The sequence below is a fragment of the Desulfovulcanus sp. genome, from assembly GCF_982781345.1.
This window is the reverse complement of sequence record NZ_CEYAEZ010000021.1, coordinates 1-16,449: the sequence shown is the minus strand read 5'-3', so window position 1 is coordinate 16,449 and position 16,449 is coordinate 1. Positions and strand designations below refer to the sequence as shown.

General features: G+C 40.6%; 12 protein-coding genes. 2 read left to right on the top strand and 10 right to left on the bottom strand.

Going from position 1 to position 16,449, the window contains the following annotated elements:
• Positions 1 to 43 precede the first annotated feature (43 nt).
• Positions 44 to 1,060, bottom strand: coding sequence for a murein hydrolase activator EnvC family protein (locus AC3WVG_RS05025; RefSeq protein ID WP_488797082.1), 1,017 nt, complete (start codon positions 1,058 to 1,060; stop codon positions 44 to 46).
• 1,245 nt (positions 1,061 to 2,305) lie between these two features.
• Between AC3WVG_RS05025 and AC3WVG_RS05020 the strand changes: the two genes are divergently transcribed.
• Both AC3WVG_RS05020 and AC3WVG_RS05015 read left to right on the top strand, forming a co-directional pair.
• A complete protein-coding gene (locus AC3WVG_RS05020) occupies positions 2,306 to 4,990 on the top strand; it encodes an HDOD domain-containing protein (protein WP_488797081.1) in 2,685 nt (894 codons plus the stop codon).
• A complete protein-coding gene (locus AC3WVG_RS05015; protein WP_488797080.1) occupies positions 4,990 to 6,348 on the top strand; it encodes a MinD/ParA family protein in 1,359 nt (452 codons plus the stop codon). The genes AC3WVG_RS05020 and AC3WVG_RS05015 overlap by 1 nt, the downstream gene beginning before the upstream one ends.
• Positions 6,349 to 6,824: 476 nt before the next feature.
• On the opposite strand, the gene AC3WVG_RS05010 is transcribed toward AC3WVG_RS05015, so the two are convergent.
• The 9 genes from AC3WVG_RS05010 to AC3WVG_RS04970 all read right to left on the bottom strand — a co-directional run.
• Positions 6,825 to 7,556: a tRNA1(Val) (adenine(37)-N6)-methyltransferase gene (locus tag AC3WVG_RS05010; RefSeq protein WP_488797079.1), complete on the bottom strand. Its 732-nt coding sequence runs from the start codon at positions 7,554 to 7,556 to the stop codon at positions 6,825 to 6,827.
• Between the two features lie 89 nt (positions 7,557 to 7,645).
• Positions 7,646 to 8,866, bottom strand: coding sequence for a DUF1015 domain-containing protein (locus tag AC3WVG_RS05005; protein WP_488797078.1), 1,221 nt, complete (start codon positions 8,864 to 8,866; stop codon positions 7,646 to 7,648).
• A gap of 170 nt (positions 8,867 to 9,036) precedes the next feature.
• The gene (gene murJ / locus AC3WVG_RS05000; protein WP_488797077.1) at positions 9,037 to 10,578 is read right to left on the bottom strand and encodes a murein biosynthesis integral membrane protein MurJ; all 1,542 of its coding nucleotides are present in this window, start codon (positions 10,576 to 10,578) and stop codon (positions 9,037 to 9,039) included.
• A gap of 25 nt (positions 10,579 to 10,603) precedes the next feature.
• The gene (locus AC3WVG_RS04995; protein ID WP_488797076.1) at positions 10,604 to 11,314 is read right to left on the bottom strand and encodes an ABC transporter ATP-binding protein; all 711 of its coding nucleotides are present in this window, start codon (positions 11,312 to 11,314) and stop codon (positions 10,604 to 10,606) included.
• Between the two features lie 13 nt (positions 11,315 to 11,327).
• The gene (locus tag AC3WVG_RS04990) at positions 11,328 to 12,083 is read right to left on the bottom strand and encodes an ABC transporter ATP-binding protein (RefSeq protein WP_488797075.1); all 756 of its coding nucleotides are present in this window, start codon (positions 12,081 to 12,083) and stop codon (positions 11,328 to 11,330) included.
• A gap of 74 nt (positions 12,084 to 12,157) precedes the next feature.
• Positions 12,158 to 13,114: a branched-chain amino acid ABC transporter permease gene (locus AC3WVG_RS04985; protein WP_488797074.1), complete on the bottom strand. Its 957-nt coding sequence runs from the start codon at positions 13,112 to 13,114 to the stop codon at positions 12,158 to 12,160.
• Positions 13,111 to 13,974 carry a branched-chain amino acid ABC transporter permease gene (locus AC3WVG_RS04980; RefSeq protein ID WP_488797073.1) on the bottom strand — a complete coding sequence of 288 codons (864 nt, stop codon included), beginning with the start codon at positions 13,972 to 13,974 and terminating at the stop codon, positions 13,111 to 13,113. The genes AC3WVG_RS04985 and AC3WVG_RS04980 overlap by 4 nt, the downstream gene beginning before the upstream one ends.
• Before the next feature lie 295 nt (positions 13,975 to 14,269).
• Entirely contained in the window at positions 14,270 to 15,469 is a 1,200-nt protein-coding gene (locus tag AC3WVG_RS04975; protein ID WP_488797072.1) for an amino acid ABC transporter substrate-binding protein, read from the bottom strand.
• Between the two features lie 612 nt (positions 15,470 to 16,081).
• On the bottom strand, positions 16,082 to 16,449 hold a 368-nt coding region (locus AC3WVG_RS04970; RefSeq protein WP_488797071.1), incomplete at its 5' end, for a hypothetical protein.

The window sequence follows — 16,449 nt, the reverse complement described above, 5'->3', positions numbered from 1 at the left end:
TCAAATTTCTTAACTTCCCCCTTCATACCTTTCACCGCTCTGTTCAGCCGAGCCAATACAAGGGGTTAATCGGTTTTTGGCCAAAACGCAATTCAAAATAAAGTCCGTTTTCTTTTAGTTGCGGATAGAAACCACAGACTCCTATAGGCTCGCCTTTTTCTACCTCTTGGCCGAGCTGGACAAAAGTTTTGGCCAGAAAAGCATACAAACTGTAGTAGTTCCGACCATGAAAAATAATGACCACTTTGCCAAATCCGCGTAAAGTATCATTATGGACAACTTTGCCCCAGGAAACAGACCTGATGGTGGTGTTGGGGGGCAGGGCCAGGCTGATCCCCCTTTGTGGTGGTCTGGCAGATAGATTGAATCGTTTTTTTATTTTGCCTTTGGCCGGCCAAGGCAGATAGCCTTTAAGTCGGGCAAAATCTCTGGTGGTGAGAATTTTTAACTTGTAATTTAGAGAGTGAATTGTAGATATAATTTCCTGGATTCTTTCCTCTTGGGCCAGTCTTTGGGCTCTGATTTCCTGAACTCTTTGCAGATAAGTTAATTTTTCTTTTAGCAGTTTGTCTTTTGTGTGATTGATTTTTTTTACCTGTACCAAAGCCCTTTCTTTTACTTCCTGGAGTTGGGCTAACCTGGCAGAAATTTGACTTGACTGGGATTTGAGTTTGGTAAATGTGGACCGAGCATGGGTATAGAGATTTTTTAGCCAGACTATATATCGATCGGCCTCTGCCCAATTTTGGAGCTGACCAAGATTTGGGGTCAGGTTTTGCAGGTAAATGGGCCATAAAGTAAACAGAATTTGATTAAGTCTTTCTTGGGTCTTTTTTTGCCTCGTAATTAGATGTTGGTATTCTTTTAAAATCGAGGCCTCTTTGGTCTTTATGTTTGAGAGTTCTTGTTCCTGGGTCATTAACTGCTGGGTAATCTTTTGTACTCTGGCCTCGATTTTGGCCAGTTGTGTATACAAACTTTTTTCTTTTTTTGATAATTTTTTAATGATTTGTTTCTCATTGCGTAAGGTTTGTTTATTTTTTTTGATTTTTAGCTTCAAGGCTCCTGGCTCAAGACTGAACCCCAGGGTAGGTGAAAGTAGGAAATAGAGAGATAAAAAATAGATTATGAAACGTGAAGGTCTGGTTTGTAATTTATAACAGGTTGTCATTTTGACTAAAAACTATTTTGTGGCAAGTATATAATTGTTTGAAATTGTTAAAAATATTTGCCCTGTGCATCTCGAGCAGCAAAAGAATCTGTGGCCAAATCCTACTTAAGAGGACAATTTTTCATAATTGTTTTTTCAATCTTGATTTCTTTCAAGCTGGTGCAAATGCCCGGACCCATCTACCCCAGTTGAATGCTGGCAAAGCCAGCCTCGCTTCGCTGGATTCAACGGGGTAAAAGGCTTGCTTGCGGGCAGAGCATAATGGGGTATTTAGGTTCAATGAATATTCTTTTTATTATCGATAGTTATGGCAAATAGTCCCGGATATTTAACTTTGTCTCCCCGATGCTCTGCCTATCCGCAAGCTTTGCCAAGATGGCTTACCCAGCCCTTTGCAATGCTTTCAAGAAACCAGGATTTCCAAGCAGGTAGTCAAAATGGGGTTTGTCCAGAGACTCAAAAAGTGTCCGCTCCCCGTCAGTTCATCAGTAAGAGTTATTTCTTAATTTTTTCCAACCTTGGCCTAGATACTGGAAATAACCTTAATATTCAAGCTGCATACATCCTTTATCGGTAGGAGCCTCGGAGGATCCAAGAAATGTGGTTGTTAAGATACGATTTGACGAAGTTTTTGCTCTAAAGTAATTGGCTAATTTTCTTGGCTATTTATGGGATTGGAATATTTTTCAACTCGAGGAAAGACACTTGTTGTTCGTTAATCAATTAAGCTAAGCTTTGCTTAGCTTGGCCTTTTAAATGGTCTATTACCAGACAGTTTATGGGGTGCATCCGATAGGCTGTACTTTGGTTGAGTAGGTAGAGTGGTCAAAGGAAAAGGCTATCCTTGCAACCTCAATGCCATTTTGAGATTTACTAAATAAGTGCCCTTACTAGTACTTGAAGAGTAAAATATTTTCTAAGCCACGGAGTATTTTTCTGTCTCTCTGCTTAAGCTTAACCAAGGAAAACATCAATTCACGTTGAAAGTAGAATGCAATAAACGATGAATAATGCTGGATAAATGCATCAAAAATCTATAATGTTGGTTACCTTGGAATGTAGGATTTACTTCGATGGGTAAAGTATAAATAGGAAAATTAGGCCGTTAGATTTTTGTCTTTGGAGGAGATATTTATGAATAGTAATTTGGGCAGAAAGTTAGAAAATAAGGCTGTCCAAAATGCCAATTTGAGGCAGATCGTCAAACGAATTGACGATCTGCCTGTTGTTCCGGCTGTAGCAATCCAGGCTTTGAAACTCTCTCTTCAAGATGATGTTGATCTTAAAAAACTTGGACAGGTTGTTGAAACAGATGCTGTTTTAACCGCCAAAATCTTGAAGCTAGTCAATAAGGCTTCCATGGGATTGAGTCAAAAAAAGGTGATTTCAGTTCAACAGGCAATTAATCTGATCGGCTTGAATGCCTTGCGCAGTGCTCTGCTAGGAGTAATGATCAAGGAATATTTAGTTGGAGATGATAAGATAGCTTCTAAAAATTATAAAGAATTATGGGCGCATAATTTGTTATGTGCCATTTTGGCCCAGGAAATTGCACAAAAAACGTTTCCTGAGTTGAAAAACACCTCTTTTGTGGCTGGACTACTTCACGACATGGGTAAGTCAGTCATTATGGATGTCTTTCCGGAGAAATATGATCAGATAAAAGAGAGTCAAGATAAACTTAAGATATCTCAGTTTGAAGCCGAACAAAAGCTCTTGGGAACCAACCATTCTTTGGTGGGAAAAATTTTGGCCAAGAATTGGAAACTTCCTGAAGAACTCATTGATTGTATATGGTTTCACCATCAGCCAATTGATTCTATCCAATGCCTGGAGGCAGGAAAGGAGCTCATTTATATTGTAATTATGGCTGATATCCTGGCCCATGAGATTTTTTGTGATCAATCTCTGAGTCGGGATACTGCGATTTCTCTTGATAGGTTAAAGAAAATTTTGCGTTTAAATGACCAGGAAATTGAACAAATTAAATTGGAAGGGGCCAAGACTTACTCTGAAAAGGCAGGTCTTTTTTCTTTAGATAGTGATTTTTACAAAATTTTTCATGAAATTATCCAACGTGCCAATAAAAAATTGTCAGAAATGGCCTTGGAGGTGGAACATAAAAATGTTCAGCTTGCCCGGACCAATAAAATCCTTCAACTTGCCCACAATCTGAGTCTAAATCTAACTTCTGTCCTGACGTTGCAGGAGTTGTTTCAGGGAGTGGTTAAGGCTTTTCAATGTTTTCCGGATATTCAGGTAGGGATAATTTATATAATCGATTTGGATACCAGGGAGTTAGAAGGGCAGATATGGTTAGATTCGCATCGTACAAGAAATTTACTCTGTTTTTTAGATAAGGAAGGGATGCCGGTCTGGGAACATGATGACCAGAGCATACCCGAGGAGTTAAAAAGAGCCATTTGTATGTATAAAGCCCGCTCCGGTAGTGGTGTCTCAAAAGTTTGTTATGATTTCTGTCCTCCGTTTCATATATTCAATTTTTGTACTAAGAAAAGTTTGATTGGAGAACTATGTTTAGTTTTTAAAAAGGGCCTGAATGATCTCTATTCGCGCGAAAAGTTGATATTTAATCAAGTCTCTAATCTCATTTCTTCAACTTTGGAAAGAATTTTTATCTATGAAAAGCTGGAAAAGCGTTCTGAAGAGTTAAGTCAGGCCTTGTGGCGGAATCAACAGATAAACTTACAATTACTGCAAACTGAGCGATTGGCTGCAGTTGGTCAATTGGCAGCTGGAGCGGCCCATGAGATCAACAACCCTCTGGCAATAATTTCGGCTAGGGCTCAACTTTTACAATTTAAAGAAACTGACGCCAAGAAAAAGAAAGAGTTGGCTCTTATAACAGAACAAATTGAGAGAATAAGCCGTATTTTATCCAGCTTAATGGATTTTGCTCGCCCAAGTCCGCCTAAGTTGACAGATGTAAATCTGCATGAGATTTTGGATAAAGTTTTAGAATTCGTTAGTAATGGGCTAAAAAAGCACAATATATCTATTATTAAGAATTATGATAAGAATTTGCCAGTAATCAAAGCTGATCCGGCCCAATTGGAGCAGGTTTTTTTGAATTTATGTATCAATGCACAGCATGCTATGGAGAAATCTGGGGGTAACTTGACTCTAGTTACCGAACATTCAGAAGACGGGCAAAATGTAATCATTAAAATCATAGACCAAGGAGAAGGAATTCCTAAAGAAAACTTAAATAAAATTTTCGATCCGTTTTTTACGACCAAGGAGGAGGGAAAAGGGACAGGGCTTGGGTTGTCTACTTCATTTGGAATTATAAACAATCACTTTGGGACTATAAGAATTGATAGTGAAGTGGGTAAAGGGACTACTATTACCATTGAGTTACCGGTCAATATTGAGAGTCTGAGACCTGTCGAGCAGGATATTTTGGATGCAAAATTAAAGACTGTTGGTGGAGTCAAACCTAAAGTTTTGGTTGTTGATGACGAGGAGCATATTCGAGACATCCTCAAGGAGACTTTAGAGGGCGAGAATATGCTTGTAGATACAGCCGACAACGGCCAAGAAGGTTTAGAAAAATTGTTGACAGAGAAGTATGATCTCCTTCTTTTAGATATAAGGATGCCTTTACGGGACGGGTTGTCGTTGCTGCGGGAAATAAAAAAGCGAGACAAGTCTTTACCAGTTATAGTCATAACCGGTATGGCTACCCATGAAGAAATGGAAGAAGCGCTTTCTCATGGTTCTTGTAAATGTATACGAAAACCTTTTCATATCAAAACACTTTTAGAGGAGATTCATAAGTCTCTGACCGGAGAGTAATGGCAGATTCTAAAACCAGGATTATTTCCATTGCCAGCGGAAAAGGAGGGGTGGGGAAAACCTCGTTGGCCCTCAATCTCTCTTGGGCTTTAGCTCACTTGGGTCACAAGGTATGTCTTTTGGATGCTGACCTTGGCTTGGCCAACGTGGATGTTTTGCTTAAGATAACACCACGATTTACTTTGGAAGATGTAATCCTTAATAATTTACCCTTGTCCAAGGCTTTAAACAGCGTACATCCCCGTTTGGATGTTATTTCAGGGGGCTCAGGGGTGGCGGCTTTGGCTGATTTGTCCAGAGATAAACGCATTTATCTGGTTGAGCAGTTTAAATCTCTACAGGACTATGATTTTATAATTTTAGATAATTCACCGGGAATTAATAGCCAGGTTATATCTTTTTGTCTTGCTTCCAAGGAAATAGTTGTTGTTATAACCCCTGAACCAACTTCTATTACTGATGCTTATGCTTTGATTAAGGTATTGAAAAGTAAGGGTTTGCAATTTCCACCTCTTCTGCTCTTTAATCGGGTTAGGCCAGATATTAACGTTTTAACTATTTTTGAAAAGTTAAATAATACCAGTAAAAAATTTTTAAATACTCCCCTGCTGTTTTTAGGAGAAGTAAGTGAGGATCAAATTTTTGCTCAGGCCATAAATGAAGGTCGTCCTATTCTGGAATTAGATAAGACAGGAGAGAGCTCTCAAAGTATTTTGGCCATTGCCAGACGCCTTGCTCAGAGACCTCGTTCCAGATTATTTCAAACAAAGCCAGATGAGTTTTGGGAAAAGTCTGTTATAAATTATTTGTGTGAACAGGATCAAAGCATTGCGTCGGGCTGTAAATCAGAAAGTTTATCCATTCAAGACTCAGTAAAAAAGATTGAACTTTTAGTGCATGATTTGTCGAATCTTGATTCAGTTAGATTAGCTGAAGTTAATGACTTAAAAAGACGCTTGGCTGCAATTGAGGCCAAACTGAAAGATGTGATGAGCAAAATATCAGAGGATGAGGATAAGAGTGGTCTTATTCCCATTGGCCTAATTTGCCCAGACTCATATATGCGAGAGACATTGGAATATCTTCTTAAGGAGCAAGGATATTTAGGAATTAATTTAATGACCGAAAAAAATAAGGACATTAAGCTCTATATAGCTTGTCTGCAACGCTATGAACCAAAGATAATAAATATCTTAAAAGAGTTAAGAGATATCCCCTGTATCTGGTTAGCTGAATTTTCGGAAGATATCCCCTTTTGGGTTCATGACTTAAATGTTGTGAAAGTCTTTAAAAAGCCTTTTGATGTACAAAATATTTTTCAGGCCATGGAAGAAACTTTGCAAGGCAAGATTGTTTAGCTTCGAACTTGTACCTGAATTGAGCGGTTTTTTTGCAGTTCAAACCTTGAGATTGTTTCGCTTCACTTTCTTACCCCCTGTTATTGCGAGGGCAGCGAAGCCGCCCATGGCAATCTCACCCATTTGGATGATAATCTATGACTCAATATTATTGACTTATAGAGTCTGTGGCTCAACCCTATTTTGACTACCGATTAGAAATCCTGGTTTCTTGAAAGCCTTGCAAAGGGCTGGGTAAACCATCTTAGCGAAGCTTGCGGATAAGCAGAGCATCGGGGTGACAAAGCTAAACATCTGGGACTATTTGCCATAACTATCGACAATAAAAAGAATATTCATTTATCCCAAATGTACCATTATGCTCTGCCCGCAAGCAAGCTATAGATGGGTCGAGGCATTTGCACCAGCTTGAAAGAAACCAGGATTGAAAAAAATTATGAAAAATTGTCCGCTGAGTAAGGTTTGGCCACAGGCTTTTATAAAAATTGACAAAATTCTCTAGCCTGGTCAGTTAATATATTGGTAGGTCCATCCTTATACAGGATAAGGGGTGGTTCAAGACAAAGACCAGGACCACCATTTTTTACGGCTTGTAGAAGAAAAAGTTTGGCCGGCTTATTCATGCGACCATATACGGGACGCATTTTTTTGGGAGTTAACCTGTTTGCTTTTAGTTCCGTCATCACTTCAGCCAGCCTTTCTGCCAAATAGATAATCCCGACCATTTTTTTGTTTTTAACTGCAAACTTGGCTGCCTGGACAAAAGTATTCAGCGTGGCTGAGGTCTCAAAGCGGGCAATGTTTTTTTCTTTATATGGGGATATTCTACCCTGGCCATGGGGGCGATAAGGCGGGTTCATCAAGACCAGGTCAAAGCTTTCCGCCTCAACCGAACTGCGGTTGATCTGTTTAATATCCAGGAGAAGGGTTTGGTATCTGTCTTTAACGCCCAAGTTTTTAGCGTTTTCCTCAGCGCAAGAGATCATTTGTGGATCACAGTCCACACCTATCACCTTCAGATTTAGATCGGGATTGGCTAGTATTATGCCCAGTCCAATAATTCCGCAGCCACACCCCAAGTCCAGAATTTTCCAACCCTCTCCGGGACGAATAAAGGTGGATAGAAGCAAGGCATCAACAGAAAAGCGAAATCCTTTCGCAGGTTGCTTAAGGCCGCGGGGAAAGAGAGATTGTGGTTTGTAACACATGGTTTATAGAAGAGGTAGCTGGTAGCTCGTGGCTAGTAGCTGATAATTTATGATTCTTTTTATTTTTAGCCACGAGCTAGATAGCTTATCTAGGACCAGAGATAAAAAAGCAGCCCGGTGGGCAGTTTAGGGTAAAAATAAGTGGATTTTCTGGGCATAACCTGACCGGACTGACAAACAGTCTGTAAAATAGACATGGACACAGGTTTCAATAAAAAGGCGGCCTGGATATTTCCCTGGTCAACCTTGGTTATGGCTTCGGAGGCAAAGGGAGTATAACTCAAGAAACTTCCCGAGGAGAGTTCCTGCTCAGTGAGCCCCAGGGTTTGACGCAAAAAATATTTATCTAAAACATGGGCTCCGATCTGATCAAAGGTGTTTTGTGACTCGCCTTTTGGTTGCAGGAGGTAGTAGCTTCCGGGAATGTACAGGATACAACCGGCAGGATCTGTGATGTTGTCTAAGCTGTCTTGATGGTCGACTTTTTGGATAGAATAATTTTTCTCGGCTATTTTTAAGATTTCTTGCCAAGAATACATCTTTTCCCAGGACAGCATGCGATGGTACGGGAAAATCTCCAAACCTGGTGAGGAGATATTGCTCAAGTAGGTAAATATATAATCCCAAGGTTTAGGGTCTTCTATGGTGCCAGGACCTTGTTCCTGCTGAAATTTTAAAGCTGTTTCATATCGATGATGACCGTCGGCAATATAAACTTTCTGGTTCTCGAGTAAATTGGCAATTTTTTCATTTTCTTTTTCCGGGACGAGCCAAAGCCGGTGGCGGATATTTTCCTCCTGAACAAAGTCAACTATGGGAACACTGTTTTGAAGTTCACTGCCTATTTTGGTAAGAGTAAGCTCCGGATCATCATAAATTCCAAAAATAGGGCTTAACTGGCCCCCGGTAGCCCTCATTAGTTTCAGCCGGTCAGCCTTGGCTTTTGGATAGGTCTGTTCATGAGGGAAGACCTGCCCTTGCCCAAAAGGGGTTAATCTCAGACCTCCCAGTATCCCCCACCTGGTATGTGTTTTACCGTCCACAGTATAATCAGTGGCCAGAATATAGAAGTGGGGATCATTGGTTTTAGAGATAATTCTTTGAGCTTTCCAGGCGGTTAAGATGTTCGCAGCTTGATCATAACTTTCTGGTAAGTCTATATGTACGGCATTATACGGGCTTTGTTTGGCCAGGTTTTGGCGAGCAGGAGCTGATAGGACATCATAAGGGGGAGCTATAACCTGCTCAGGTTTTAAGGCTGGATTGGACCAAGAATAAGAATAAAAGTTTAAAGGTATAAATTGGGGCATTTGACAATAACTCTCCTTTTTAAATTTTAAATAGGGGCGCTCTTAGAGAGCGAGGCCCTGCTTTTTTACCCACACATATCTCTGGCTTGAGGGTTGAGGAACACTCACAGGATGCTTGTTCGATACCAATATCAATTGAGGAAGTAAACCAGCATAAATTATCCTGGGAATCATGGATTACGGATTAAAGCTTGCCATAAAATTTGGCTAGGGGAAATTTTTAACAGCAAACTGGAATAAAAGTAACCCAAGGCCCAGAGTGGGATAGACAAAAGTGCTATCCATTGAAAACGAGCCAGGGTCATGACGCCGGCAAGAAGCGCCAAACTTAAAAGAATCATTTTTAAGATTTCACCAGACCCTTTAAACCAGGGGCCGATTTTTTTACGTAAATAAAAGCTCAGGAGCAGAACATTGACCCAGGAGGAGATGCTTACAGCTAAAGCTAGCCCAACATGATCCAGTTTTTGCATCAGAAAGTAGCCTAGACTTACATTGATAAGCATACATATAAAAGCAATTTTAACGGGAGTTTTTGTATCTTCTAAAGAGTAAAAAGCGGAAATTATAGACCTAACACAGGAGAAGGCTGGAAGCCCAATGCAATATCCAACCAGAGCGTTGGCTGTGGCCTGGACTGCATACGATGAAAACGCGCCATGACCAAAGAGAACTTTGATTAGTGGATAACTTAGCCCAATAAGACCAGCAGTAGCTGGCAGACTGATAAATAGAGTTAAGCTTAAGGATGAGTTTAAGGTATTTTTAAAAGCATCCATTTTTTGTTTAGTGGCCAGTTCGGATAAAGAAGGCAGTGCTGCAGTGCTTATAGCTACTCCAAAGACCCCTAGCGGAAACTGGACCAGGCGGTCGGCATAATAAAGATAGGAAATGGATCCCAAAGGTAAAAATGAGGCCAGTATAGTGCTAAAAACTATATTTAATTGATAGACAGCAGCCCCAACAATGGTAGGCAGCATTAAGTGGCCTATTTTTTTTACGTCTTTATTTCGCAAGTCAAATGGACCCTTCCATTTAAAACCAAAGGTTCGTAGGAAAGGCTGCTGCAGGAGCCATTGACCAAGGCCTGCTACCAGTACCCCGATAGATAGAAATAAAGGGACGCTGTCGCCACTTAAATGTAAGAAGTAGGCTAGCAGGGCAAAGGAGATGAGAATAATGTTCAGGATCGACGGGGCCAGGGACGGGGCCAGGAAGTGATTCATGGAGTTTAATATACCCATGCATAGGGCCACAGAAGAAATAAAAATAATATAGGGAAAGCAGATGCGCACAAGCCCCACAGTCAAGGCAAAGACCTCCGGGCTTTTTTTGAATCCCGGAGCAATAACTGATGTTATGGGGTTGGCTAAGAATATACTTAAGCAAACAATTATTCCCAGGATTATTAACAGCCAGACTTGAACAGAGCGGGCCAGTAAAAATGCCTGGCCCAAGCCTTGTTCGTTTTTGGTGCGGGTAAAGACCGGGACAAAGGCCATGGTCAGAGAGCCTTCTGCAAACAGGCGGCGCAACAAATTAGGCAGTCGAAAAGCTACAAAAAAGGCATCTGCAAAAGGGCCTGCGCCCAAGGAAAATGCAATAATTAGATCCCGACCGAGGCCAAGTATCCGGCTTATGAGGGTAGCCCCGGCCACCAGGCTGGCATTACGAGCCAGAGAATGGATAGAAGAACTTTGGCTTTTAGTCACGAATCACAAATCTTATAAAATAAATTTACATCCCAAGATATATTTTTTTGATTTCAGGATTTGTTAACAGGTCTTCTGATTTGCCTTCCATGGCGATCCTTCCCGTATCCAGGACATAAGCATAGTGGGAGTTTTCAAGCGCTAATTGTACATCCTGTTCTACCAGAAGAACTGTATTACCCTCTTTGTTTATATTGTGAACTATTTCAATCAGGTTATCCACTATTAATGGTGCAAGACCTAAAGACATTTCGTCCACCAAAAAGACAGTTGGCCGACCCATCAGACCTCTGGCCATGGCCACCATCTGCTGTTCCCCGCCGGAGAGGGAGCCGGCCTTTTGTTTTCTCCTTTCCTTTAGTCTGGGGAACAGAGTATAGACATGCTCCAGGTCTTTGGGAATTTCAGGGTCTTTTTTGCGGTGATATGCACCCATCAGGAGGTTTTCTTCCACTGTCATTTCAGGAAACAGCCTTCTTCCTTCAGGTACATGGATGATTCCCTTTTTTACAATTTCCTCGGAAGGCAGTCCTTTTAATGACTCCCCATTGTAGATGATATCCCCCTTTTGATAATTCAATAATCCGGACAATGTCTTCAAAAAGGTTGTTTTTCCGGCACCGTTGGAACCGACAAGAGCAACAATGGAACCCTTTTCTATTTTTAGATTAATATCCCATAAAATCTGAACATCTCCGTAAGAGACGTCTAAGTCTTTTACTTCTATCAGGGCCATTTTTTCTCCTTTATTAGGCTGCCAATTGTTTATACCTTTTCCCAAGGTAGGCTTTGATCACCTTCTCGTCGTTCAATACCTTTTCCGGAGTACCTTCGGATATTTTTTCCCCATGGTGCAGGACAAAGATCCGATCGCATATGGCCTTGATCACACGCATTACATGCTCGATGACAAAGAGCGTTATGCCCTTTTCGCGGATTTTCAGGATGAGCTCGATAGCCTGATCTGTTTCGCCGGGGTTTAAGCCGGCCATAACTTCATCAAACAGGATTACCTCTGGTCCCATGGCCAGGGCTTTAGCCACTTCCAGCCTTTTTCTGGAAGCCACATTCAGGCTGTCGGCCTTTACGTTCTTATATTTTCCCAGACCAACGAAATCCACCACGTCAGAGGCTATTTCCAGGGCTTGCTTTGTGTTACGCTGTCTACCTTTGCTGCCGAACATGGCGCCAACAGCCACATTTTCCAAGACTGTCATCCCCGGGAAGGGTTTGACAATCTGGTAAGTCCTGGCGACTCCCAACCTACCGATCTGGTAGGGCTTGAGTCCCTTTATAGATTGTCCTTTGAAGAAGACATCGCCACTGGTTATGGAAATATTTCCGGATATCATGTTCACCAGGGTAGTTTTGCCGCTGCCATTGGGGCCGATCAGGCCCAAAATTTCCCCTTTATAAAGCTCAAAATCGACCTTGTTGTTGGCTCTAAGACCACCGAAGTCTTTTGTTAATTTTTCTCCCTTTAAAATAGGTTCTTTTTTGTCCATGATAAAATTCCTTTAATTTCCTGTTTTCCCTATTTTCCCCGTCAACCCATCAACCCATTCACCCATCCACACACTCACACTCTATGTTGCCTTATATTCTCCATAAAATAGGCCATGCCTATTTTTCTTTTTCCGCTTATAATATCGTATATTCCCTTGGGGGCGAACAGGATGGCAATGATGATTATTGTCCCGAAAAATAATGTATGTGCGATTAGAAAATGATTGGATAAGAACTCGGAGATTAATTCGATGGAAATTGCACCGATTAGTGGGCCGAAAAGGCTGCCAATACCTCCGAAAACAGCCATAACAATCATTTTTACTGTTACCCCGACATTAAAAACCGGTTCCGGTTTAATAAAGCCTTGCTGATAAGCATATATGCTTCCGGCCAGTCCGGTAAAGAAACCGCTCAGGCAAAAAGCAATGGTTTTGAAAAGGGTTGTGTTTATGCCGGCTGAGGCGGCTGCGTCCTCGTCTTCTCTTATGGCGATAAGTCCGTACCCTAGTTTGTTTTTCAAAATGAGGAAAGTAACAATGAGTAATACTGCTAAAACCCCAAAGGATACAAAGTAGAAAAATTTGTATGTAACATCAACCGTGAAATCAGGCATGGGCAGATATAGTCCGGAATTGCCTTCTGTGATTTCCAGGTTTTGGACCAGTGCCTTCATTGCTTCGGCCACACCCAAAGTGGCGATTGCAAAATAATGTCCTTTAAGCCTAAGGACAGGTAATCCCATTAAGACAGCGAACAAGGCGCATCCCAGACCGCTTAACAAAAGGGCGAGAAAGAAATTTATATTTAATAAGTTCATAAGCAGGGCGGTCAAATATGCTCCTATTCCGAAAAAGACTACGTTTCCGAATGAACCGTAGCCTGTATAGCCCCCGATGAGGTTCCAGGAACTGGCCATTATAGCAAAAAGAATGATATCCGTACAAAACCTGATGATAAAGTTGCCTACAGTAAAAGGGATTGTCAAACCGACCAGGATCAATGCTATAATTAAAATATTTTTTTTCATCTTTGAGCTTTCCCCCCTAATATTCCTTTGGGCATAAAGATAAGGACCAGCACAAGTATGGTGAAACTGATCAGGTTTTCATAGGTTGAGCCGAACCAGTTAGTCCCGATGGCCTCAACAACGCCCAGCGTCAATCCGCCGATTAACGGACCCAGCATGGTCCCCAGTCCTCCGACTATGGTTACGACAAAGGATTTCAGAGTAAGATGGCCTCCCATGATCGGATTGACAGGAAACAAGATGGCCCACAAGGTTCCTGCGGCTGCTGCCAGGCTCGTGCCTATGGCATAGGTTATGGCATAGATATTGGCCACTTTAACACCGGCCAGTTTTGCTGCCTCTATATCCTGGGATGTGGCCCTGATAGCCCTCCCCAGCCGGGTTTTGTTCAAGACAATAAACAGGATGATACTGATTATAATTGCCAGGGCAAAGGCAGCTAGTCTTACATATGGAATTGTTGCTCCCAGAAATTCAAAATTTGCCGCTGCATAGGCAACTTTGACCTTTCTTACATCGGCAGTCCACAAAATCAGAGCGGCATTGATGATAAAAATTTCTATTCCGAAGGCTAAAAGCAGAGTGGTCAAAATTTCAGCTCTGATGACAAGATTGATCAGGTTTTTCTGGATTGCATAACCTATGATAAACATAATGCCCATAGAGAAGACTAGACTGACAAAAGGGTCCATTCCCATCAGTTCAAATAGCCAGTACGATGTATAGGCACCAAGCATAATAAAAGCACCATGCGCTATGTTGATTATGTCCATAACTCCCCAGATAAGAGACATCCCAAGGGCCATAAGAGCATATAAACCACCTTTTAGTATCCCATTGATAATGACCTGCAAAAGCATATTTTTCCCCTTTAAACTTGATCCGTGAATCTTGATACAAGATTTTTGCAAAGAGACTTTGAGCGCTTTTCAAGTAAGCCAATTGATCTTTTATGCTATGAGGCTTAAAAGAATAATTAGCCTGTTTTAACCATATTGGTGCAGAGGCCTCGAACTGTGAATTGATGAAACGTAAAGAGACGCCCGTTGATTTTTTGGGATAATGAATGATTAAGCCAATTTAGGCTTTGAGCTTGAAAAGACTCAAGTAAATGACCGGTGGATGTTCATCCACCGGTCATTTACTTGACTTGCCTTATCTCTCTTTCCACTTTGGAATGGGATATACTGGTTTTTTATATTCATGGGGATAGACTTCGTAGACACTGTTGTCCAATATTTGCAATACAACACTTGTGCCTTTTATCTGGCCATTGGGATTAAATTCAACACGACCGTAGATGGTATCCAGTTTTGTGGAGGCAATCATATCCCTCACTTTTTCTCTGTCCAGAGTCCCGGCTCTTTCAATGGCATTTTTTATGACTGCTACACAAGCAATACCGGCAGCGTTGTGATAGTCAGGTTCATATCCGTATTTTTCTTCAAATATTTTAATAAACTCCTTTGTATCTTTGAAAATATATCCTTTGAAATTCATCTGGGTAGACCAGGAGGCTACTCCATAAATATAGTTTGCATCTTTACCCAGAGCCTTTCTGAAATCAGCTTCAGAGGGGCCAACGGTAAGACTGATCATTTTAGGATTAACGTCCAGTTCTTTTGCCTGCTGGGTGAAGTTCAGGGATTCTTCCGTGTGTCCGGCAACCAATACTACATCGGGGTTTTTGGCTTTGATTTTGGTCAACGCTGAGGTGAAGTCAGATGTACCTTCGGCGTATTTTTCATAAATAACTACTTCGTAGCCCATATTTTCTGCGATCTTTTTGGTACCTTTCGCGACACTGACATCAAATTTATCATCGGCAAAAAGAATGGCTATTGTTTTTGGTACCGGATTGACTGTCTTTAAAAACTCCAGGGTAGATTTAAAATACTCTCCGGCAGCAGGAAGCAATCCAAAGATGTATTTATTTCCTTTGCTAAAAATTTTACCCGAAGCGCCGCCACCTTCTACCATAGGGACCCTATATCTTCTGGCAACAAGACTGTCAGGAATGGTGATACCGCTGCTGTATGGACCAAGCAAAAAATCAACTTTGTCTTCACTGATTAATTTTTCTACTAGCCTTGAGCTTTCCGTGGCCTCGCTTTTGTCATCATAATATATAATTTCTAATTTATATCTTTTCCCTCCAATCTCAATGCCGCCATTTTTGTTAATTTCCTCTACTGCTAAATTATACGCATCAACATAGAGCTTACCTGACCTGCTTTTCTTGCCGGTAAATGAAATGGCACAGCCTAGTTTAATCACATCCTTTGCAAAGCTTAAACTTGAAAAGGAAACCAATAAGGTCAGGCAACTTAGAGTAACTAGAATTTTTTTCACCACTTCTACCTCCCTCTGGTTTAGACGTTTGTTTAAAGGTTAAAGTAGATATTTTTGCCTTTATTTGAGTTTTTTTCTTAGATTTTAGAATGTTACGGTAGGGAAAGATAAATAGTATAATAAATTTTTATCATTTTGCAAAGATTTTAAGGAAATCAATTTATCTTGTCCTCGAAGGAATCTCTTTTTGATTGCTAGTTGAGCTTAAACTTTAGGACTTAAATTATTTCAATAAATTAGACGAAGTAAAAAGAATTGCAAAGTCATAAATTTGTTTTTTTGCTGGCTCATCAAGGTAGTAGCCAATTTTTCTGAGCCTTTTAGAAACTACTTCAAAGTCGGAATTTTAATTATAGAAATATTTTTTTTGATAAAGAAAATATATTTTCGGTAAATGGCTTATAGGAGCAGAGATTTGTTCTGAAAATAAGGGGTGTTAGCCGAGAGGTCGAAATTTGAGAGAGCATGACCGGTTCACAAACTTCGCCGACGCCGGGGAGGGTGATTCTAGGAATTGGTTTCCTGAGATTTCATCTCAAGGTATTCTTTTTTTGTTTGAAATTTTTCATGAAAATAGCGCAGCATAGATGCGCCCCTTGTTGGGCTAATAACAAATTAATCCCCTCGATTCCAAGTCAGCCAGACATAAATTGTCATTGCAATAGATAACATGATGATATTTGGATCTGTTGCGTAACAATAACTCTTAACTTCTCTACGCCATATCCAACAAGAAAATGGAAATTCAAGATTTAGTCCTGAGATATTTCGGTTAAACAGTCTTGGAAAAGGAAATTTTTTTTCGTCAGCAATAATTTCTTTCTTTAAAAATCTCTTTTTAAAAGTTCCTATCACTTTTTTGTTATAAATAATATCATATTCTTGAAGTCCAGTAATTGATTCCTTTTGGGAAGATTTTTTCTTTAAACAGGACTTTCCCCATTTTGGATATTTTTTAATGAGTTTGACCAATAAATTTAACA

Excerpts from the sequence above, each read along its gene's own strand:
- AC3WVG_RS05020 (WP_488797081.1), top strand. The coding sequence starts at position 2,306 with ATGAATAGTAATTTGGGCAGAAAGTTAGAAAATAAGGCTGTCCAAAAT.
- AC3WVG_RS05015 (WP_488797080.1), top strand. The coding sequence starts at position 4,990 with ATGGCAGATTCTAAAACCAGGATTATTTCCATTGCCAGCGGAAAAGGA.
- AC3WVG_RS05010 (WP_488797079.1), bottom strand. The coding sequence starts at position 7,556 with ATGTGTTACAAACCACAATCTCTCTTTCCCCGCGGCCTTAAGCAACCT.
- AC3WVG_RS05005 (WP_488797078.1), bottom strand. The coding sequence starts at position 8,866 with ATGCCCCAATTTATACCTTTAAACTTTTATTCTTATTCTTGGTCCAAT.
- AC3WVG_RS04995 (WP_488797076.1), bottom strand. The coding sequence starts at position 11,314 with ATGGCCCTGATAGAAGTAAAAGACTTAGACGTCTCTTACGGAGATGTT.
- AC3WVG_RS04990 (WP_488797075.1), bottom strand. The coding sequence starts at position 12,083 with ATGGACAAAAAAGAACCTATTTTAAAGGGAGAAAAATTAACAAAAGAC.
- AC3WVG_RS04985 (WP_488797074.1), bottom strand. The coding sequence starts at position 13,114 with ATGAAAAAAAATATTTTAATTATAGCATTGATCCTGGTCGGTTTGACA.
- AC3WVG_RS04980 (WP_488797073.1), bottom strand. The coding sequence starts at position 13,974 with ATGCTTTTGCAGGTCATTATCAATGGGATACTAAAAGGTGGTTTATAT.